17 protein-coding genes are annotated in these 18,150 nt (G+C 67.0%); 11 read left to right on the top strand and 6 right to left on the bottom strand.

The window, feature by feature from the left end; translation table 11 throughout:
* Positions 1-93 precede the first annotated feature (93 nt).
* Positions 94-489 (bottom strand): hypothetical protein, encoded by a 396-nt coding sequence (locus ACS5PN_RS05755; RefSeq protein WP_439462974.1) that lies wholly within the window; start codon positions 487-489, stop codon positions 94-96.
* Between the two features lie 241 nt (positions 490-730).
* Here ACS5PN_RS05755 and ACS5PN_RS05750 point away from each other — a divergent pair, with 241 nt between their 5' ends.
* The 3 genes from ACS5PN_RS05750 to ACS5PN_RS05740 are packed head-to-tail and all read left to right on the top strand — an operon-like array spanning position 731 to position 3,692.
* Entirely contained in the window at positions 731-2,797 is a 2,067-nt protein-coding gene (locus ACS5PN_RS05750; RefSeq protein WP_439462973.1) for a carbon starvation CstA family protein, read from the top strand.
* Positions 2,790-2,993 carry a YbdD/YjiX family protein gene (locus tag ACS5PN_RS05745; protein ID WP_439462972.1) on the top strand — a complete coding sequence of 68 codons (204 nt, stop codon included), beginning with the start codon at positions 2,790-2,792 and terminating at the stop codon, positions 2,991-2,993. The genes ACS5PN_RS05750 and ACS5PN_RS05745 overlap by 8 nt, the downstream gene beginning before the upstream one ends.
* Before the next feature lie 21 nt (positions 2,994-3,014).
* Complete coding sequence (locus ACS5PN_RS05740) at positions 3,015-3,692, top strand: phytanoyl-CoA dioxygenase family protein (protein ID WP_439462971.1); 678 nt, start codon at positions 3,015-3,017, stop codon at positions 3,690-3,692.
* A gap of 599 nt (positions 3,693-4,291) precedes the next feature.
* Here the strand turns inward: ACS5PN_RS05740 and ACS5PN_RS05735 are convergent.
* Together ACS5PN_RS05735 and tsaE are read right to left on the bottom strand one after the other, a co-directional pair.
* Positions 4,292-5,668, bottom strand: coding sequence for an N-acetylmuramoyl-L-alanine amidase (locus ACS5PN_RS05735; RefSeq protein ID WP_439462970.1), 1,377 nt, complete (start codon positions 5,666-5,668; stop codon positions 4,292-4,294).
* Entirely contained in the window at positions 5,665-6,111 is a 447-nt protein-coding gene (gene tsaE, locus ACS5PN_RS05730; RefSeq protein ID WP_439462969.1) for a tRNA (adenosine(37)-N6)-threonylcarbamoyltransferase complex ATPase subunit type 1 TsaE, read from the bottom strand. The genes ACS5PN_RS05735 and tsaE overlap by 4 nt, the downstream gene beginning before the upstream one ends.
* 63 nt (positions 6,112-6,174) lie before the next feature.
* On the opposite strand from tsaE, the gene queG reads away from it, so the two are divergent.
* From queG to ACS5PN_RS05700, 6 genes are all read left to right on the top strand, one after another.
* On the top strand, positions 6,175-7,272 hold the full coding sequence (gene queG, locus ACS5PN_RS05725; protein WP_439462968.1) for a tRNA epoxyqueuosine(34) reductase QueG: 1,098 nt from the start codon (positions 6,175-6,177) through the stop codon (positions 7,270-7,272).
* Complete coding sequence (locus tag ACS5PN_RS05720; RefSeq protein ID WP_439462967.1) at positions 7,269-7,880, top strand: chalcone isomerase family protein; 612 nt, start codon at positions 7,269-7,271, stop codon at positions 7,878-7,880. The genes queG and ACS5PN_RS05720 overlap by 4 nt, the downstream gene beginning before the upstream one ends.
* A gap of 29 nt (positions 7,881-7,909) precedes the next feature.
* Positions 7,910-8,884: a tripartite tricarboxylate transporter substrate binding protein BugE gene (locus ACS5PN_RS05715; protein ID WP_439462966.1), complete on the top strand. Its 975-nt coding sequence runs from the start codon at positions 7,910-7,912 to the stop codon at positions 8,882-8,884.
* Positions 8,877-9,752: a site-specific tyrosine recombinase XerD gene (xerD, locus tag ACS5PN_RS05710; protein ID WP_439462965.1), complete on the top strand. Its 876-nt coding sequence runs from the start codon at positions 8,877-8,879 to the stop codon at positions 9,750-9,752. The genes ACS5PN_RS05715 and xerD overlap by 8 nt, the downstream gene beginning before the upstream one ends.
* A 154-nt stretch (positions 9,753-9,906) precedes the next feature.
* On the top strand, positions 9,907-12,273 hold the full coding sequence (locus ACS5PN_RS05705; protein ID WP_439462964.1) for a TonB-dependent receptor plug domain-containing protein: 2,367 nt from the start codon (positions 9,907-9,909) through the stop codon (positions 12,271-12,273).
* Between the two features lie 24 nt (positions 12,274-12,297).
* The gene (locus tag ACS5PN_RS05700; RefSeq protein ID WP_439462963.1) at positions 12,298-12,900 is read left to right on the top strand and encodes a MarC family protein; all 603 of its coding nucleotides are present in this window, start codon (positions 12,298-12,300) and stop codon (positions 12,898-12,900) included.
* Between the two features lie 64 nt (positions 12,901-12,964).
* Here ACS5PN_RS05700 and ACS5PN_RS05695 read toward each other — a convergent pair whose 3' ends face one another.
* Positions 12,965-13,117 carry a hypothetical protein gene (locus tag ACS5PN_RS05695; protein ID WP_439462962.1) on the bottom strand — a complete coding sequence of 51 codons (153 nt, stop codon included), beginning with the start codon at positions 13,115-13,117 and terminating at the stop codon, positions 12,965-12,967.
* A 36-nt stretch (positions 13,118-13,153) separates the two neighbouring features.
* A complete protein-coding gene (locus tag ACS5PN_RS05690) occupies positions 13,154-13,705 on the bottom strand; it encodes a GNAT family N-acetyltransferase (protein ID WP_439462961.1) in 552 nt (183 codons plus the stop codon).
* A 274-nt stretch (positions 13,706-13,979) separates the two neighbouring features.
* Here ACS5PN_RS05690 and aceA point away from each other — a divergent pair, with 274 nt between their 5' ends.
* Together aceA and ACS5PN_RS05680 are read left to right on the top strand one after the other, a co-directional pair.
* On the top strand, positions 13,980-15,278 hold the full coding sequence (gene aceA / locus ACS5PN_RS05685; RefSeq protein WP_439462960.1) for an isocitrate lyase: 1,299 nt from the start codon (positions 13,980-13,982) through the stop codon (positions 15,276-15,278).
* Positions 15,279-15,398: 120 nt separating this feature from the next.
* On the top strand, positions 15,399-16,232 hold the full coding sequence (locus tag ACS5PN_RS05680) for a hypothetical protein (protein WP_439462959.1): 834 nt from the start codon (positions 15,399-15,401) through the stop codon (positions 16,230-16,232).
* 344 nt (positions 16,233-16,576) lie between these two features.
* Here the strand turns inward: ACS5PN_RS05680 and ACS5PN_RS05675 are convergent, their stop codons facing one another.
* Positions 16,577-18,127 carry a methyl-accepting chemotaxis protein gene (locus tag ACS5PN_RS05675; protein ID WP_439462958.1) on the bottom strand — a complete coding sequence of 517 codons (1,551 nt, stop codon included), beginning with the start codon at positions 18,125-18,127 and terminating at the stop codon, positions 16,577-16,579.
* Between the last annotated feature and the right edge of the window lie 23 nt (positions 18,128-18,150).

Here is an 18,150-nt window from a genome sequence, read left to right as displayed (position 1 = left end):
CGCCTTGGTGATGTGCTTGTCGGTCGAACCGACAAGCATCACCGTCCCCTCGGGGGACCGGCCAAGGTAACCCTTGGACGAGGGGTCGCGTTTTCAGTGACCGCGGCGCGGGCCGTAGTCGTCGCGGTCGTGACCCCGACGGTCGCCGTGGTCGCGGCGGTCATGGTCCCAGCCGCGATGGTCCCAGCGGTCGTCGCGGCCGTCCCAGCGGCGCTCGTAGACCACGCGCGGGGCCGGTGCGTAGTACACGTCGCGCTCGACATAGCGAGGCGCCGGCGCGTAGCGCACGGGAGGCGGTTCGTAGTAGACGGGCGCGGGTTCGTAGTAAACCGGCGCCGGGGCCGGCGCGTAGTAGCGCGGGCTGTCGGCCACCACGACGCCGACGGGCGGCAGGCTGATGCCGATGGACCAGTGGGTGCCGGCCTGGGCGGCAGAGGCGCCGAAGAGGGCGGCACCGGTGAGCAGGGCGGCGATGACGGGACGAAGCATTTGAGGTCTCCTACGAGGCCAAAACGGCTGGCCTTCGGTGTCTGAACAACGCCTGGTGTCGCGCGTCGTTGACCCCGGGGTTCAGCCATTCGTAAGCGGGTGTGATCCGGGTTGACCCCTAGGTAATGCCGCGTGCAGGGCCCGCGTGGCTTGACCGATGCCGCGGGGCGGCCGTTTTCCGAGACTTACCGCACGGTAGCGCCGCCCCTTCGACGTGCGCACCGCATCGGAGACAAGCCCCATGCAGAACCTGCGCCGTCACCTCGCCTGGGCGGGTGTCGCGATCCTCGGTGCCGCATCCCTCGCCACCGTGGCCCTGAGCCGCGGCGAGACGATCAGCGCCTTGTGGGTCGTGGCCGCCGCCCTGTGCACCTACCTGATCGCCTACCGCTACTACAGCCTCTTCATCGCCGACAAGGTGCTGGGGCTGGACGCCAAGCGCCAGACGCCGGCCTGGAAGTACAACGACGGCCTGGACTACGTGCCCACCAACAAGCACGTGCTCTACGGCCACCACTTCGCGGCGATTGCCGGTGCCGGCCCGCTGGTGGGCCCGGTGCTGGCGGCGCAGATGGGCTATCTGCCCGGCCTGCTGTGGATCCTGGCCGGCGTGGTCTTCGCCGGCGCGGTGCAGGACTTCATCGTGCTGTTCATCTCCACGCGGCGCGACGGCCGCTCGCTGGGCGACCTCGTCAAGCAGGAGATGGGCACGGTGCCGGGCCTGATCGCGCTGTTCGGCGCCTTCATGATCATGATCATCATCCTGGCGGTGCTGGCCCTGATCGTCGTCAAGGCGCTGGCCGATTCGCCCTGGGGCCTGTTCACGGTGGCCGCCACGATTCCCGTCGCCCTCTTCATGGGGGTCTATCTGCGCTTCATCCGCCCGGGCCGCATCGGTGAGGTGTCGGTCATCGGCTTCGTGCTGCTGATGGCGGCCATCTTCGGTGGCCAGGCCGTCAGCGAGAGCCCGACGCTGGCGCCCCTCTTCACGCTGCAGCCGACGACGCTGGTGGGGCTGCTGATCGGCTACGGCTTCGTGGCGGCCTGCATCCCGGTGTGGCTGCTGCTGGCGCCGCGCGACTACCTCAGCACCTTCCTGAAGATCGGCACCATCATTGCGCTGGCCATCGGCATCATCGTCGTCGCGCCGCCGCTGAAGATGCCGGCGCTGACGCAGTTTGCCGCCGGCTCGGGTCCGGTCTGGGCGGGCAGCCTGTTTCCCTTCCTCTTCATCACCATCGCCTGCGGTGCCGTGTCGGGCTTCCATGCGCTGATCTCGTCCGGCACCTCCCCGAAGCTGCTGGAGAACGAGACCCACGCCCGCTACATCGGCTACGGCGGCATGCTGGCCGAGAGCTTTGTGGCCGTGATGGCCCTGGTCGCCGCCTCCTGCATCGAGCCGGGCGTCTACTTCGCAATGAACAGCCCGGCGGCCGTCGTCGGCAAGGATGCGGCCACGGTGGCGCAGACGCTGTCGACCTGGGGCTTCGTCATCACGCCCGAGATGCTGACGCAAGCTGCCGCTGACGTCGGCGAGAAGACCATCCTGGCCCGTGCCGGCGGTGCGCCGACGCTGGCCGTCGGCATGGCCGAGATCCTGCACCAGGTGGTGGGTGGCAAGGCGCTGATGGCCTTCTGGTACCACTTCGCCATCCTGTTCGAGGCTCTCTTCATCCTGACCGCCGTGGACGCCGGCACCCGCGCCGGCCGCTTCATGCTGCAGGACCTGCTGGGCAGCTTCGTGCCGTCGCTCAAGCGCACCGAGAGCTGGGTGGCCAACCTCGTCGCCACCGGCCTGTGCGTGGCGGCCTGGGGCTATTTCCTCTACCAGGGCGTCGTCGACCCGCTGGGCGGCATCAACACGCTGTGGCCGCTGTTCGGCATCGCCAACCAGATGCTGGCCGCCGTGGCCCTGCTGCTGGGCACCGTCGTCATCTTCAAGATGAAGAAAGACCGCTACGCCTGGGTCACGGCCGTGCCGGCCGCTTGGCTGCTGGCCTGCACGATGACGGCCGGCTGGCTGAAGATCTTCTCCGCCGACCCCAAGCTCGGCTTCCTGGCCCATGCCGACAAATACGCCGCGGCCATCGCCGAGGGCAAGGTGCTGGCGCCGGCCAAGTCGCTGGACGCGATGTCGCGCGTGGTCTTCAATGACCGCCTGGACGCAGCGCTGTGTGCGCTGTTCATGGGCGTCGTCATCAGCGTGCTGATCTACAGCGTCAAGGCCATCGTCGCGGCGCGCCGCACCGGCAAGGCCACGGCACAGGAAACAGCCTTTGTGCTGTTGCCAGCGGGGCAACGTGCTTGAGTTGGGCCGCGAACTGGCCCAGGCAGGCCGGTATCTGACGCAGAGCCTGCGCCTGATGGTGGGTGTGCCGGACTACGGCAGCTATCTGGCCCACCACCAGGCCACTCATCCCGACCGGCCGGCCATGAGCTACGAGGAGTTCTTCAGGGAGAGGCAGGCGGCGCGCTACAGCGCGCGCGTCGGGAAGTGCTGCTGACCTGGCGGTATAAGGCCGGCCATGCCGGTTCTGAACGACGACGCCTTGCCTGAAGGCTTTCGCCTCATCCCTGGCCTGCTGTCGCGGGAGCGGCGGCAGGCTCTGGTTGCCGAACTCTCGGCGCTGCCAGCCGGTTCGGCGGGCCAGCGCGAGCTGCTGGAGCAGCACTGGTGCCAGGTGCTGGCTGAGTGGCTGCGCGAGCAGCCCCAATTGAGCAGTCTGTTGCCGCCGGTCGCGGTGCAATGCACGCTGTTCGAGAAGTCCTCGGAGCGCAACTGGTTGGTCACGCCGCATCAGGACCTGGCCATCCCCGTTGCTGGGCGCGTCGAGCATGTGGCGCTGAGCGCCTGGTCCGTAAAGGCCGGTCGACATTTCGTGTTGGCGCCGGCGGAGGTTCTGGGGCAGATGATGGCGGTTCGTCTGCATCTGGATGATGCGACCCAGGCCGAGGGCGGGCTGCGGTTCGTGCCGGGGTCGCATCTCGATGGGGTGCTGGGCGAGGAGGCCGCGCGGCAGTGGCGGGCTCGTGCCGGCGAGGTCGCCGCAGACGCCCGCGCCGGCGACGCGCTGTTGATGCGGCCGCTGGTGCTGCATGCGTCCAGCAAGGCCACCTCAGCGACGGGTCGGCGCCGCGTGCTGCATTTCCTCTTCGGCCCGCTAGAACTGCCGTTTGGCTTGCGCTGGCAAAGAGCGGGCTAGTTCAGGGCTCTCTGCCACCGTCCTCATGACTCGCGTGCAGTGCCGCGGGAATCCGCCCCGCGATGGCGGGTAACTTTTCTCTGACGCGCCAGAGAAAAGTCACCAAAAGAGGAGCGCTCAATGCAATCCGCACTCCAGTGGCGGCATGCGCTCGCGATGCTCCGAACTGCGTCATGCCTACACGCGACCCGCTGCGCTCTCGCTGCTGTCCCTGCAACGAGCATCACTGCTCGCCGCTTTACCACCGTTAACGCCGGCTGCACGCCGGGCTCATCAGGAAATACCGAACAGCCGCGTCGCCCGAGCGACGCTGCATTTGGCATTTCTCATGAGCCCGGCGTGCAGCCGCGCGTTCATCGGGCAGGTGGTGCGATGGATGGCGCTGGTGATAGGGTCAGCAGCGAGAGCGAAGCGGGTCGCTTCTTCCCGCTCAACAAGCGGCTGTTGTCATGCGCAGCGCAGGCCTGTGGTGCTGGTGTGAACTCAGCGCCTCTTCTTTGGTGACTTTCTTCTGGCGCCGCAGAAGAAAGTTACCCGGCCGCCGGGACGGACTCCCGGCAATGCACCGAGTCAGTACGGCTCTTCGCAAAACCGCGCCATCACATCGTCGTACTCCGCTTCCTCGCCATCGGCGGGCTCTTCGCAAAATACCTGGCGATACCCGACGCCAGGGCGTCCACCAGTTGATCCTGATAGTCCGGATCGCGCAGCTTCTTCTCTTCCTCGGGGTTGGAGATGAAGGCCGTCTCGACCAGGATGCTGGGGATGTCGGGCGCCTTCAGTACCGCGAAGCCGGCTTGCTCGACGCGGGCCTTGTGCAGCTTCCCGACCTTGCCGATCTGACCCAGCACCTCGCCGCCCAGCTTGAGGCTGTCCTTGATCTGGGCCGTGGTGCTCATGTCCAGCAGGGCGCGCAGCACATTGGCGTCCTTGGTGGCGGCGCCGACGTTGACGCCGCCCACCATGTCGGCCGCGTTCTCCTTGTCGGCCATCCAGCGCGCCGCGGCGCTGGTGGCGGCGCCATCGCTGAGGACAAACACCGAGGCGCCACGCGCCTGCGGCGTGATGAAGGCGTCGGCGTGGATGGACACGAAGAGGTCGGCCTGCACGCGCCGCGCCTTGCGCACGCGCTCGTGCAGGGGCACGAAGAAGTCGGCGTCGCGCGTCATCAGCACGCGGATGTTGGGGTTGGTCGTCAGCCGCTCGCGCAGCTTGTGGGCGACGGCCAGCACGACGTCCTTCTCGCGCAGGCCCGAGGGGCCGACGGCACCGGGGTCCTCGCCGCCATGGCCGGGGTCCAGCGCAATGATGATGAGGCGGTCGATCTTTTGCTCGGCCGTGGGTGCAGGTGGCGGCGCAGGTTTGGATGCGGCGGCCACGGGCGGCGGCACAGGCGCCGAGGCTGCGGGCGCCGGCGCGGGTGGGCGCTCGATCTTCTGGATCAGCTCGCCCAGCGCATCGTTGACGGCGCTGGCCGCCTGTTCCGCACGCTGCGCAGGCGAGGGCGGTGGGGCAGGCGGCTTGGCGCGTTCGTTGGCCAAGGCCACCAGCGGGTCGGCCGCGAACTTGGGGTAGAGGTCGAAGACCAGGCGGTGCTTGTAGGCCGCCACCGGCGCCAGCGTGAAGATCTGCGGCGCCACGGGCTGGCGCAGGTCCAGCACGATGCGCACGACGGTCGGCGTGTTCTGGCCGACGCGCACGCCGCTGATGTAGGGATCGTCGGCCTTGACCTTGCCGATCAGCTCGCGCAGCCCGGGGCTCAGCTCCAGGCCATCGACGTCGATGACGAGGCGGTGCGGCGAATCGACGAGGAAGTGCTTGACCGACAGCGCCTTGTCGGATTCGAGGGTGACGCGGGTGTATTCCTGGGCCGGCCAGACGCGCACGGCGACAATGCTGGCTTCGCTGGTGGCGGCGAGGGTGTCGCCGGCCTTCAGCAGCAGGGCGACGAGGCCCAGGGTTTCGCGGCGCCTCATGCGAGAGCCTTCACGAGCGTGGCGGCGCCGGAGGCGCGCACTTGGCGGCTGTCATCGGGCATCAGTTCGATGAAGAGTTGCAGGTCGGCCGGCGGCAACTGCCCGGCCGCCTTCTCGGGCCATTCGCAGAGCTTGAGGCCGGGCGCGGCGAAGACGTCGCGAAAGCCGGCGTCTTCCCATTCGCGTGGGTCGCCGAAGCGGTAGAAGTCGAAATGGCTGGCGGTGCCGGCATCGCCGGGCAGCTCATAGCTTTCCATGACGGCATAGCTGGGACTCTTGATGCGGCCCTCGACACCCAGGGCGCGCAGGAGCAGGCGCACAAAGGTGGTTTTGCCGGCGCCCAGCGGGCCGTGCAGCTCAATCACGGCGTTGGGGGAGGGGAGCAGCACCGCCGCGAGACGTTCGGCGGTGGCTTGGGCCGCGGCCTCGTCGGGCCACAGCACTTCAGTTTCTAAAATCGCAGGCAAATGCAAGAGGTCCCGTCCACTGTCGATACTGCCGCGCTCATGGAGAAACTGCGCGGCTGGGCGCATGGGCTCGGATTCTCACAGATCGCCGTGGCCGATGTGGACCTCAGCAGCGCCGAGCCGGGTCTGCAGGCCTGGCTGGACGCCGGCCATCACGGCCGCATGCACTACATGGCCGCCCATGGCATGAAGCGGGCCCGCCCGGCCGAGCTGGTGCCGGGCACGCTGCGTGTCGTCACGGCGCGCATGGACTATCTGCCCCAGGAAACGGAACCCGGCTGGCAGGCCGTCGAATGGGCCGGGCTGGCCAAGCCGGAACAGGCCCAGATCTCCATCTATGCCCGCGGCCGGGACTATCACAAGGTGCTGCGCCAGCGCCTGCAGAAGCTCGCCGAGAGGCTGGAGGCCGAAGTCGGCCCGCTGGGCTACCGCGTCTTCACCGATTCGGCGCCGGTGCTGGAGGTGGAGCTGGCGGCCCGCTCGGGCCTGGGTTGGCGCGGCAAGCACACGCTGACCCTGCACCGCGAGGCGGGGTCGATGTTCTTCCTCGGCGAACTCTTCATCGATCTGGCCCTGCCGCTGACGGACGCGGTGACGGCGCATTGCGGCGAATGCCGGGCCTGCATCGACGTCTGCCCGACAGCGGCCATCGTCGCGCCCTACCGCGTCGACGCGCGGCGCTGCATCTCCTACCTGACCATCGAGCACGACGGTCCCATCCCCGTCGAGTTGCGGCCGCTGCTGGGCAATCGCATTTACGGCTGCGACGACTGCCAGCTGGTCTGCCCCTGGAACAAGTTCGCCCAGGCGGCCGTGCTGGCGGATTTCGACGTGCGGCCCGGCATGGCAGGCGCGCCGATTGCCGCGCTGCTCGGATGGGACGAGAGCGAATTCCTGCGCCGCACCGAGGGCTCGGCCATCCGCCGCATCGGCTTCGCGCGCTGGCAGCGCAATCTGGCCGTCGCGGCGGGCAATGCGCTTCGCGTCCGCGACGACGCCGAACTGCGCGCCGCCTTGCAGCAGGCCGGGCAGGGGGCCGAAGCGGTGGTTGCCGAGCACATCGCCTGGGCCTTGTCCGCGGTGGCCGTCCCGGCCGCGTTATCGTCCGACCCGCTGTCCGTTGGAGCTCTTGAATGACCCTGTCGATCCGCCGCCCCTTGGTTTCGTTGGCCGCCTTCGCCCTGGCCGCCGCGGCTTCCCTGCCCGCCCAGGCGGTGCGTTATGAAGGCCAGGATTTCCCCGACACCCTGCAGCTGGGCGGCAGCGCCCTGGTGCTGAACGGCACCGGCAAGCGCCAGGTCGCCATCTATCCGCTCTACCTGGCCGCGCTGTACCTGCCGCAAAAGTCGACCGCACCCGACGCCATCTACGCCGAGACCGGCCCCAAGCGGCTGGAGATGCGCATCGTCATTCCGTTGGTGAAGGACGTGTCGACACAGGAGTTCGTCAAGGCCATCAGCAAGGGCGTCAACCGCAATTCCACCGAGGCCGAGAAAGCGGCCGTGGCGGAGCGTGTCAAGCAGTTCAACACGGCCATTGCCGAGGTCGGCCGCGTCAAGAAGGGCGACCTGCTGCGCATCGACTACCTGCCGGACCAGGGCGGCACCATCCTGTCGGTCAATGGCAAGGTCTGGGGCAAGCCCGTCGAGGGCCAGGACTTCTACACGGCCTTCCTGAAAGTCTTCCTGGGCGACAACAACAGCGACGCCAAGCTGCGCGCCGGTTTGCTGGGCCAGCCGGGCTAGCATCGGGCCACCAACACCAAGGAGACTTCATGCAACGCCGTTCCGTCCTGCAGGCCGCCGCTCTCTACGGTCTCGGCCCCTTGGCGAATCTCGCCTGGGCCCAGGGCTACCCGACCAAGCCAATCCGCCTGATCGTGCCGTTTGCACCCGGCGGCACGACGGACATCATTGCCCGCATCGTCTCCGAACGCATGAACGCCATCCTGGGCCAGACCATGGTGGTCGACAACAAGGCCGGCGGCGGTGGCACGGTGGGCGCGACCGAGATTTCGCGCTCCGCGCCTGATGGCTACACGCTCGGCGTGGCCACGGTGTCGACGACGGCGGCCAACCCGGCGATCAACCCCAAGATCGCCTACAACCCACTGACCGACTTCACGCCCATCATCAATGTCGCGGCGACGCCCAACGTCATCGCCGTGCATCCGAGCTTTCCGGCGCGCGACTACAAGAGCTTCGTCGCCGAGCTCAAGAAGAACCCGGCCAAGCACAGCTACGCCACCTCGGGCACGGGTGGCATCGGCCATCTGCAGATGGAGCTCTACAAGACGCTGGCCGGCGTCTTCGTGCTGCACATTCCCTACCGCGGCGCCGGTCCGGCCCTGAACGACACGGTGGCCGGCCAGGTGCCGATGATCTTCGACAACCTGCCGTCGGCCTTGCCCTTCATCAAGGACGGTCGCCTCATCCCCATCGTCGTGGCCGCCCCCCAGCGTCTGGCGGCGCTGCCCAATGTGCCGACTTTCAAGGAAGTCGGCCTGGAGGCCGTCAACCGCCTGGCCTATTACGGCATCCACGGTCCCAAGGGTCTGCCGCGCGATATCGTCGACAAGGTCAATGCCGCCGTGCGCAAGGCGCTGGAGATTCCTGACGTCAAGAAGCGCATCGAGGACACCGGCTCGCTGATCGTGGCCAACACGCCCGAGCAGTTCGCGGCCCAGATCGCGGCCGAGTTCGATGTCTACAAGAAGGTCGTTGCCCAGCAAAAACTGAAACTTGATTGATCCCGGCATCGAGAGTTTCATCGAGGCGCTCTGGCTGGAAGACGGCCTGAGCGCCAACACCCAGGCGGCCTACCGGCGCGACCTGGCCGCGTTGGCGGCCTGGCTGGCGCCTGCCCCGCTGGACGCTTGTACCGAACTCAAGCTGTTCGAGTACGCCGCTGCCAAGCCCGCAGGCAAGGCAACGAGTGCGAACCGACGCTTGTCGGTCTTCAAGCGCTACTTCCGCTGGGCGCTGCGGGAAGGCCGCATCCGGGCCGATCCGACCCTGAAATTCACCGCCGCCAAGCAGCCGCTGCGCGTGCCCAAGCTGCTCAGCGAGGCCCAGGTGTCGGCCCTGCTGGCCGCGCCCGACGTCGACACGGCCCTGGGCCTGCGCGACCGCGCCATGCTGGAGCTGATGTACGCCAGCGGCCTGCGCGTGTCCGAGCTGGTCACGCTGAAGAGCGCCCATGTGGCCTTCAAGGACGCCGTGCTGCATGTCACCGGCAAGGGCAGCAAGAGCCGCCTCGTGCCTTTTGGCGAGCATGCGCGTGACTGGATGGCGCGTTATCTGCGCGAGGCCCGCGCCGAGATCCTGGCCGGCCAGAGCAGCGACGATCTGTTCGTGACGGCCCGCGGCGCCGGCATGACGCGGCAGATGTTCTGGACCCTGATCAAGCGACATGCGCTGGTGGCCGGCATCACGGCGCCGCTGTCGCCGCACACGCTGCGCCATGCCTTCGCGACGCATCTGCTCAATCATGGTGCAGATTTGCGCGCCGTGCAGCTGCTTCTGGGGCATGCCGACCTGTCGACGACCCAGATCTACACCCATGTGGCGCGCGAGCGCCTCAAAGCGTTGCACGCCGAGCACCACCCGCGCGGCTAGGTCCTGTCGCCTGCGCGTCAGCGCATTCGGGTTGCACCGTAGCTTTGATCGTTTCATTGGTATCAAACCTGTCGGCGAGCCACAACACCCGCCCTCTGGAGCCCCTTCGCCAGGGGCAAACTCCGCCGCCATCACAAATGCACACGGAGTTCCCATGCATGCCACCCGCCTGCTGCCGACCGCGCTCGCTGCGCTGACCCTCTTCGCCACCGCTTCGGCCATCGCCCAGGACAGCAGCCTGGAACGCGTGACGGTCGTCGGCTCGCGCAAGAGCCTGCCGGCTGCGTCCAGCACCGACACCGTGGTGCCGGTGGACATCTATTCCATGGGCAAGATCGCTGAGGGCGGGGGTCAATTCGACCTGGCCCAGTCGCTGCAGTACATCTCGCCGTCGTTCAATTCGACGCGCCAGACCGGCGCCGACGGCGCCGACCTGATCGATTCCGCGGCCCTGCGCGGCCTGGGCTCGGACCAGACCCTGGTGCTGGTCAATGGCAAGCGCCGCCACACGGTGGCCCTGGTCAACCTGTTCGGCGCCCGCAACCGCGGCGCGACGGGCACGGACATGAACTCCCTGCCGCTGCTGGCCATCGACAACGTGCAGGTGCTGCGCGATGGCGCCGCGGCCCAATACGGCTCCGATGCCATCGCCGGCGTCATCAACGTGCAACTGAAGAAGAAGCAGGGCTGCGAGGCCGTGGCCGGCTACGGCCAGTACTCGGCGGGCGACGGCAAGAACTACCTCGCTTCGGCCTATTGCGGCGTCAAGATCGCCGACGGCAGCCTGGGCATCACCGGCGAATGGCAGGACCGTGGTCGTTCCAACCGCAACGATCCCAACGACGAGAACGTCGGCCCCCGCACCATTGGCGACACCGCGGTCAAGAACAAGACGGTCTATCTGAATGGCGAGTTCCCGGCCGGTGGCGACAACAAGCTCTATGTGACCGCCGGCGCGCAGAACCGCGATGCCTCCTCCGGCGCATGGGCGCGCGGCGGTGTCGGTTCGGATGACATCCCCAGCCGCAATTCGGCCGCGATGTATCCCGACGGTTTCGTGCCCTTCATCAACGGCAAGATCGAGGACCGCTACCTCATCGTCGGCTGGAAGTCGAACCTGGCCGGCTGGGATACCGACCTGTCGCAGACCTACGGCTCCAACAAGATGCGCTACAACATCAGCAACACGCTGAACGCGTCCATTGCCAACAAGGACCTGCTGGCCGGCGGCAAGGGTGTCAGCGCGACCAGCTTCGATGCCGGCGGTTTCGGCTTCAGCCAGGCCACGACCAACCTCGACGTCAGCCGCTTCTTCCCCGAGTTGCTCGGCGGCAGCAACATCGCCTTCGGTGCCGAATACCGCAAGGAGAAGTACAACATCGTCGCCGGCGAACTCGGCTCTTACAACGACGCCGACGGCGTGGGCTTCGGCGGCAATGCCGGCAGCCAGGGCTTCCCGGGCTTCCAGCCGGGCGATGCCACCAACAAGAGCCGCAGCAGCGAGGCCCTCTACGCCGACTGGGAAGCCACCCTGACGCCATCGCTGACCGTGGACGCCGCCGTGCGTGCCGAGCATTACAGCGACTTCGGCTCGTCGACGACGGCCAAGCTGGCCGGCAGCTTCAAGGTCAGCAAGGAAGTGCTGCTGCGTGGCGCCGCCAGCACGGGCTTCCGCGCACCCAGCCTGCAGCAGCTCTACTTCTCGTCGACCTTCACCGACTTCATCAGCGGCAAGCCGCTGGACGTGGTGCTGGCGCCCAACGGCAGCAAGATCACGGCCGCCGCCGGTGTGCCGGCCCTGAAGCAGGAAAAGTCCAAGAACTTCACGCTGGGCCTCACGGTCAAGCCCAGCACCGACACGGCCTTCACCGTTGACCTCTACCAGATCAACATCAAGGACCGCATCGTGCTGTCGGGCCGCTTCGACGAAGACAACTACCCGGCCCTGGGCGCCATCCTGCAAGGCCTGGGCGTCGGCCAGGCGCAGTTCTTCGTCAATTCGGTCAACACCCGCACCCGCGGCCTGGACCTGACCGCGTCCACCCGCGCCAAGCTGGGTGCCGGCCAACTCAACACCTTCCTGGCCCTGAACGTGAGCAACACGAAGGTGACGGGCATCAATGCGCCGGCTGCGCTGAAGGGCTTCGAGGACGTGCTGCTGTCCGAGCGCGAACGCCTGTTCATGGAGCAGGGCGGTCCGCGCTCCAAGGCGACGCTGGGCTTCGAGTACAGCCAGGGCGCCTGGACGGGCGAGGCCAAGGTCATCCACTTCGGCAGCCAGACCCAGGGTGGCTTCTCCGATGGCGTCTATCTGCACTACAAGCCCAAGACCTCCATGGACCTGGGCATGAGCTGGCAGGCGACGCCGGCGCTGAAGTTCAGCGTGGGCGGCAACAACGTCTTCAATGTCAAGCCGACCCGCCAGGATCCGTTCGAGACCGACAACGGCTTCTACTACGACAGCGTGCAGTTCGGCCTGAATGGTGCGTCTTACTACGCCCGGGCCCACTACCGCTTCTGAGTGGCTCGCTGACAATCCGGGCGGATGGACCACAGCTTTCTCTCCGCCCTGATCCTGCTGCTGCTGGTGCTCGACCCGCTCGGCAGCCTGCCCATCTTCATTCCCATCATGCGGGCGGTGCCGAAAGAGCGTCGCACGCGTGTGGCCATGCGCGAGGTGGGCATCGCCTTCTGCGTGCTGTTCGCCTTCATGTTCGTCGGCGAGGGCTTTCTGCAGGTCATGCACCTGTCCGAGCGCTCGCTGGAGGTGGCGGGCGGCGTGATCCTGATGATCATCGCCATCCGCATGATCTTCGGCGGCTCGGCGGAGTCGGCCTATGGGCTGGAGCCGGGCAAGGAGCCGCTGATCTTCCCGCTGGCCGTCCCGCTGCTGGCCGGCCCGTCGGCCATGGCCACGGTGCTGCTGCTGGCATCCCGCCAGCCCGACCGCATCTATGAATGGATTGGCGCTCTCAGCACGGCCATGCTGGTGTCCGGCCTCGTGCTGGTGCTGGCGGACCGCATCCGCAAGCTGCTGGGCGACTCGGTGGTGTCGGCCATCGAGAAGCTGATGGGCCTGGTGCTGACCGCGATCGCGGTCGAGATGGTGCTGGCCGGCCTGAAGCGCTACTTCATCGGCGGCATCTGAGTCCGCAGCCGGCCAGTTGGGCGTGTTAGCGACCCGTTGCCGCGGCGCTAACAGGCCCCAGGGCTTACTTGCCCTTCAGCTTGGCTTCCTTGCCCTTGGGCATGACAGCCGTCATCGGCGCCACAGGACGATCCGAGCCCGCTGCTGCCTTGCCGGGGCCGGCGTCCTTCTTCGGTTTCTTCGTCATCTTGTTGCCGCGTTGTTCGGTATTGGCCATGATTCCTCCATGCAAAGGGGTTGAAAGCAGGTCGAACTATGCCTCAGCGTCGTACTTCGTTTTGGCAGGGCTTGCGAGCCATTGTGCGGCCGTGATGTCGTAGCGCTTGCAGTCCATGTCATACCAGCGGCCCAGCCCGGTGAAGCTCATGCCCAGCCTCTCCATGACGGTGGAGGAGGGCGTGTTCTCGGGCTGGCAGACGGCGCAGATGAATTCCGGTTGCAGCGTCTTGAAGGCCCAGCCCACCATGTGGCGGGCGGCCTCGCTGGCATAGCCCTGGCCCCAGGCATCCTGGCGCAGCCGCCAGCCGGTCTCCAGCGGACCGGCCGGGTCGCGGTTCAGGTGCTGGATGCAGCCGGTGCCGACCAGGTCACCGTTGTCCTGGCGGATGAAGCCCCACCAGGAGTAGCCCAGTTCGGCCCAGCGGGCCTTCACACGGTCGATCATGGACTGGGTGTCCTCGCGCGTGTCGGGCCGGCCGGTGATGTAGCGCATGACGACGGGATCGCTGTTGAGGCGATGCAGCCCTTCGAAATGGCGGTCTTCCAGGGGTTCCAGGCGCAGGCGCGGCGTCAGCAGCAGAGTCATGGTTCAGTGGCGGATGGTCACGGTTGAACGCATTCTGAAGTGGCGCGCTCTCACGATTCGGAAGTCACTTTTCACATCGAGAAATTCACGCATGCTGCAGCGCCGCAAGATTTCTCATTATGGTGAATTGACTTTCGCGATTTGAAAATTAAAACATAAGTCATTGTTTTTTATGGAATAAGTTTTTTGTCTTCTATAAGACTTTTGCTTGCGTGGCAGATCGCCAGGCCCTAGTCTTGAGGCATCGGTTTTCGATGTTTCAAAGGAGTACTGCATGACCCGCCTCACCCGTGAACAACAGATCGCTGCCCTCGAAAAAGACTGGGCCGAAAACCCCCGTTGGAAGGGCATCACCCGCGGCTACACCGCCGCCGACGTCGTGCGCCTGCGCGGTTCCATCGCCATCGAGCACACGCTGGCCAAGCGCGGCGCCGAAAAGCTGTGGGGTCTGGTCAACAGCGAACCCTTCGTCAACGCCCTGGGCGCGCTGACGGGCAACCAAGCCATGCAGCAGGTCAAGGCCGGCCTGAAGGCCATCTACCTGTCCGGCTGGCAGGTCGCCGGTGACGCCAACAGCAATGGCGAGATGTACCCCGACCAGTCGCTGTACTCGGTGGACTCGGTGCCCAAGGTCGTCAAGAAGATCAACGCCACCTTCCAGCGCGCCGACCAGATCCAGTGGAGCGAAGGCAAGGACGACATCGACTACTTCGCCCCCATCGTGGCCGACGCCGAAGCCGGCTTCGGTGGCGTGTTGAACGCCTTCGAACTGATGAAGGCCATGATCGAGGCCGGCGCCGCCGGCGTGCACTTCGAAGACCAGCTGGCCAGCGCCAAGAAGTGCGGCCACATGGGCGGCAAGGTGCTGGTGCCCACCCGTGAAGCCGTCGCCAAGCTCGTCGCCGCCCGCCTGGCCGCCGACGTGATGGGCACGCCCACGCTGCTGGTCGCCCGCACCGACGCCGAAGCCGGTGACCTCGTCACCGCCGACATCGACGACAACGACAAGCCTTTCTGCACCGGCGAGCGCACGGTGGAAGGCTTCTACCGCACCAAGAACGGCCTGGACCAGGCCATCAGCCGCGGCTTGGCCTATGCGCCCTATGCCGACCTGATCTGGTGCGAGACCGGCAAGCCCGACCTGGCCTTCGCCAAGGCCTTCGCCGACGCCATCCACGCCAAGTTCCCCGGCAAGCTGCTGGCCTATAACTGCTCGCCGTCCTTCAACTGGAAGAAGAACCTGGACGACGCCACGATCGCCAAGTTCCAGCGTGAGCTGGGTGCCATGGGCTACAAGTTCCAGTTCATCACCTTGGCCGGCTTCCACAGCCTGAACTACTCGATGTTCAACCTGGCTTACGGCTATGCCCGCAACCAGATGAGCGCCTTCGTCGAGTTGCAGGAAGCCGAATTCGCCGCTGCCGAGAAGGGCTTCACCGCTGTCAAGCACCAGCGCGAAGTCGGCACCGGCTACTTCGATGCCATCACGACGACCATCGAGGCCAATGCCTCCACGGCCGCCCTGAAAGGCTCGACGGAAGACGAGCAGTTCTTCGACGCGAAGCACGGTTGATCACGGTTAATCACAGTCAGAACGTCAACTCCTGACTTTTACGGCCCGCCTCTGGCGGGCCTTTTTCTTGGTCTTGTCGGTTGTCACGGGCGCGTCATACTGAGGTCACACACTGACGCCATGAACAACACAACAACAACTACAAAGTTCAGTCTCGCCTACCGCCTTGGCGCCTGGTGGGCGCGGCATCGGGAACCCAGCCGCCGGGAGGCGCTGCGCAGGCGTTGCCCGCCGGCCACGGTGGCGGCCGCCCAGATTCCGCCGGCCGTCCGCGCCGCCTGGGCCCATCACGCGCCCGAAGAATTCCCCGGCCTGGCCACCGACGACGGCGCCTGGCTGCGCTGCTCTCTGGGCCTGGCGCAGTTCTTCGAGGCCTGCCGGCTGCAGAAGGAGCAGGGGGCCTGCGCCCTGCCCAGCAAGGCGGCCGACTCGGTCTGGCATGTCTGGCTGAAGCTGGATCCGGCCGGGCTGGCCACCTGGCAGCAGCGCTACTTCGGCCGCGTCGTCGAGCACCGCGAGAATGCCGAGCTGAGCGCGCCGGTGGAAGACTGCATGGCCCGCACCTGGACGGGCGCCTGCCGCAGCGAAGGCCTGGAACTGCTGGGGCCCAAGCTGCCGCTGCTGTTCGCCTTGGATGGCCTGCTGCGCCTGCCCACGGGGTGGGCCTACGGCTATCAGAAGGGCACGCTGGCGCACCGCCAGATCGACGGCTTCGGCCAGCCCAGCGGGGATGTGGTCATGCACGCGGCCATCGGCGGCGCCAGCCTGGTGGCGCTCGGTCTGATGACCCAGTCAGAACTGACGACGGCCCTGCGCCGGCGCCAGAGCAGCGACAGCGGCAGCAGTTGCGGCAGCAGCTGGAGTTCGGACAGCAGCTGCGACGCCAGCTCGGATGGCGGCGGCAGCAGCTGCGGGTCGAGCTGCGGCTCCAGCTGCGGTGGCGGGGGCGACTAAGGGCCTGTTAACGCCGCGGCAATGGGTCGCGCAGGCCCGCCGCAAGGGGCCAATCTAGACGCAGCGCGCCGCCCGCACTCGTGTGCGGGCCAGGGCTGCAACAACGAGTGGCCCCTTGCGTCGGGCCTGCCCGAAGGGTTGTGGCCAGAAAGGCCGCATGCCGTGTTGCAGGCCTTGCAGGCCGCGCCAAGCTAAGGCTTGGCCCTTCGCCAGGCACGGTCAGGCCACAGGCCTGCCCGTGTCCGGGCTCAGCCTCGCTGGGTCGACACCCAGCTTGCGGTCTGCTGTCGTGCCTGCGGCCTTCCTGGCCACAACGCGACCCGTTGCCACGGCGTTAACAGGCCCTAACGCCGCGCGACCTGGAAGGTGCCGACGGCGCCATTCAGCGTCGTCGCCTGTTCGCGCAGGCTCTCGGCCGCGGCGGTCGACTGCTCCACCAGCGCGGCGTTCTGCTGCGTGACCTGGTCGAGCTGGGCGATGGCGATGTTGACCTGGGCGATGCCGTCGGACTGTTCGGCCGTCGCGGTCGTGATCTCGCCCATGATGTCCTTGACGCGCTGCACGGCGCCGACCAGTTCGTCCATGGTCTTGCCCGCCTCGGCCACCAGGCGCGAGCCGGCTTCGACGCGCTCGACGCTGCTGCCGATCAGGCTCTTGATCTCCTTGGCGGCGTCGGCCGAGCGGCCGGCCAGCGAGCGCACCTCGCCCGCGACGACGGCAAAGCCGCGGCCCTGCTCGCCCGCGCGCGCCGCTTCCACGGCCGCATTCAGCGCCAGGATGTTGGTCTGGAAGGCGATGCCGTCGATGACGCCGATGATGTCGGCGATCTTGCGCGAGCTGGTGTTGATCTCGTCCATGGTGTTGACCACCTGGGCCACCACCTCGCCGCCGCGCTGGGCCACGCTGGCGGCCGACACGGCCAGCGAGTTGGCCTGGCCGGCGGACGCGGCCGAGTTCTGCACGGTACCGGTCAACTGCTCCATGGCGCTGGCCGTCTCCTCCAGGCTGGACGCGGCCTTCTCGGTGCGCGCGCTCAGGTCCTGGTTGCCGCTGGCGATCTCGGCCGAAGCCGTGCCGATGGACTCGGCGGAATCGCGGATGCTGCCGATGGTCTGCGACAGCGTCTCGCGCATGCGGCGCAGCGTCTTCTGCAGCTGACCGATTTCGTCGTCACGCGCCACCATGCCCTGGCCCGAGCGCATCAGATTGCCGTCGGCCACGCGCTCGGCCAGTTCGTTGGCAGCGGCCAGCGGCACCGTGATGCTGCGCGTGATGCTCCAGGCCGCACCCACGCCCAGGCCCAGCATGACCAGGCCGAACACCAGCAGCAGCGCGCGGCCGTTGCTGTTGGCGGTGTCGATGTCGGCGGCGGTCTTGTCGATGGCCTTGCGCTGGTGGTCCAGGAAGTCCTGCATGCGCGCCAGATAGACCTTGGAGCCGGGCACGAACACATCCATCAGCAGCTTGTCCGCCGCCTCGGCCTGGCCATCCTTCTTCAGCTTGACGATCTCGTCGCGCGAATCGATATAGACCTTGCGAGCCTTGCCGACCTCGTCGAACAGCGCCTGTTCCTCGGGCGAGCGGATCAGCGTCTTCAGCTTGTCCTGCATCTCGCTGGAGGTCTTGGTGGACTGGGCCTGGTCTTCCTTGAACAGCTCGACCAGCGAAGCGTCCGAGCTCTTGGCGATGGCCATGGTGCGGCGCACGCCGCTGTTGATGTTGCGGTTCCAGTCCGCAATCAGCCTTTCCTTGACCAGCGGCTCGTCCATCATCTGGCGCGTGGCCGCCGCCGTCGAAGCCAGCCGCCACGAAGCCAGCGCAATCACGCAGGCAGCCAGTATCAGCACCAGCGCAAAGCCGGCCGCGAGCCGCTTGCCGATGGATAGCTTGTTCATGATCTCTCCAGTCCTCTTCTCTC

The sequence above is a fragment of the Roseateles sp. NT4 genome, from assembly GCF_051857475.1.
Taxonomy (GTDB): Bacteria; Pseudomonadota; Gammaproteobacteria; order Burkholderiales; family Burkholderiaceae_C; genus Pelomonas.
Note: the sequence above shows the minus strand (reverse complement) of the source record. Positions and strands in the feature narration are given on the sequence as shown.

Bases quoted from the DNA above. Each gene is read 5' to 3' on its own strand.
- queG (WP_439462968.1), top strand. From the start codon at position 6,175: ATGGAGAAACTGCGCGGCTGGGCGCATGGGCTCGGATTCTCACAGATC.
- ACS5PN_RS05690 (WP_439462961.1), bottom strand. From the start codon at position 13,705: ATGACTCTGCTGCTGACGCCGCGCCTGCGCCTGGAACCCCTGGAAGAC.
- ACS5PN_RS05740 (WP_439462971.1), top strand. From the start codon at position 3,015: ATGCCGGTTCTGAACGACGACGCCTTGCCTGAAGGCTTTCGCCTCATC.
- ACS5PN_RS05675 (WP_439462958.1), bottom strand. From the start codon at position 18,127: ATGAACAAGCTATCCATCGGCAAGCGGCTCGCGGCCGGCTTTGCGCTG.
- ACS5PN_RS05695 (WP_439462962.1), bottom strand. From the start codon at position 13,117: ATGGCCAATACCGAACAACGCGGCAACAAGATGACGAAGAAACCGAAG.
- ACS5PN_RS05705 (WP_439462964.1), top strand. From the start codon at position 9,907: ATGCATGCCACCCGCCTGCTGCCGACCGCGCTCGCTGCGCTGACCCTC.
- ACS5PN_RS05750 (WP_439462973.1), top strand. From the start codon at position 731: ATGCAGAACCTGCGCCGTCACCTCGCCTGGGCGGGTGTCGCGATCCTC.
- ACS5PN_RS05755 (WP_439462974.1), bottom strand. From the start codon at position 489: ATGCTTCGTCCCGTCATCGCCGCCCTGCTCACCGGTGCCGCCCTCTTC.
- ACS5PN_RS05735 (WP_439462970.1), bottom strand. From the start codon at position 5,668: ATGAGGCGCCGCGAAACCCTGGGCCTCGTCGCCCTGCTGCTGAAGGCC.
- ACS5PN_RS05680 (WP_439462959.1), top strand. From the start codon at position 15,399: ATGAACAACACAACAACAACTACAAAGTTCAGTCTCGCCTACCGCCTT.
- ACS5PN_RS05720 (WP_439462967.1), top strand. From the start codon at position 7,269: ATGACCCTGTCGATCCGCCGCCCCTTGGTTTCGTTGGCCGCCTTCGCC.
- aceA (WP_439462960.1), top strand. From the start codon at position 13,980: ATGACCCGCCTCACCCGTGAACAACAGATCGCTGCCCTCGAAAAAGAC.
- ACS5PN_RS05715 (WP_439462966.1), top strand. From the start codon at position 7,910: ATGCAACGCCGTTCCGTCCTGCAGGCCGCCGCTCTCTACGGTCTCGGC.
- ACS5PN_RS05700 (WP_439462963.1), top strand. From the start codon at position 12,298: ATGGACCACAGCTTTCTCTCCGCCCTGATCCTGCTGCTGCTGGTGCTC.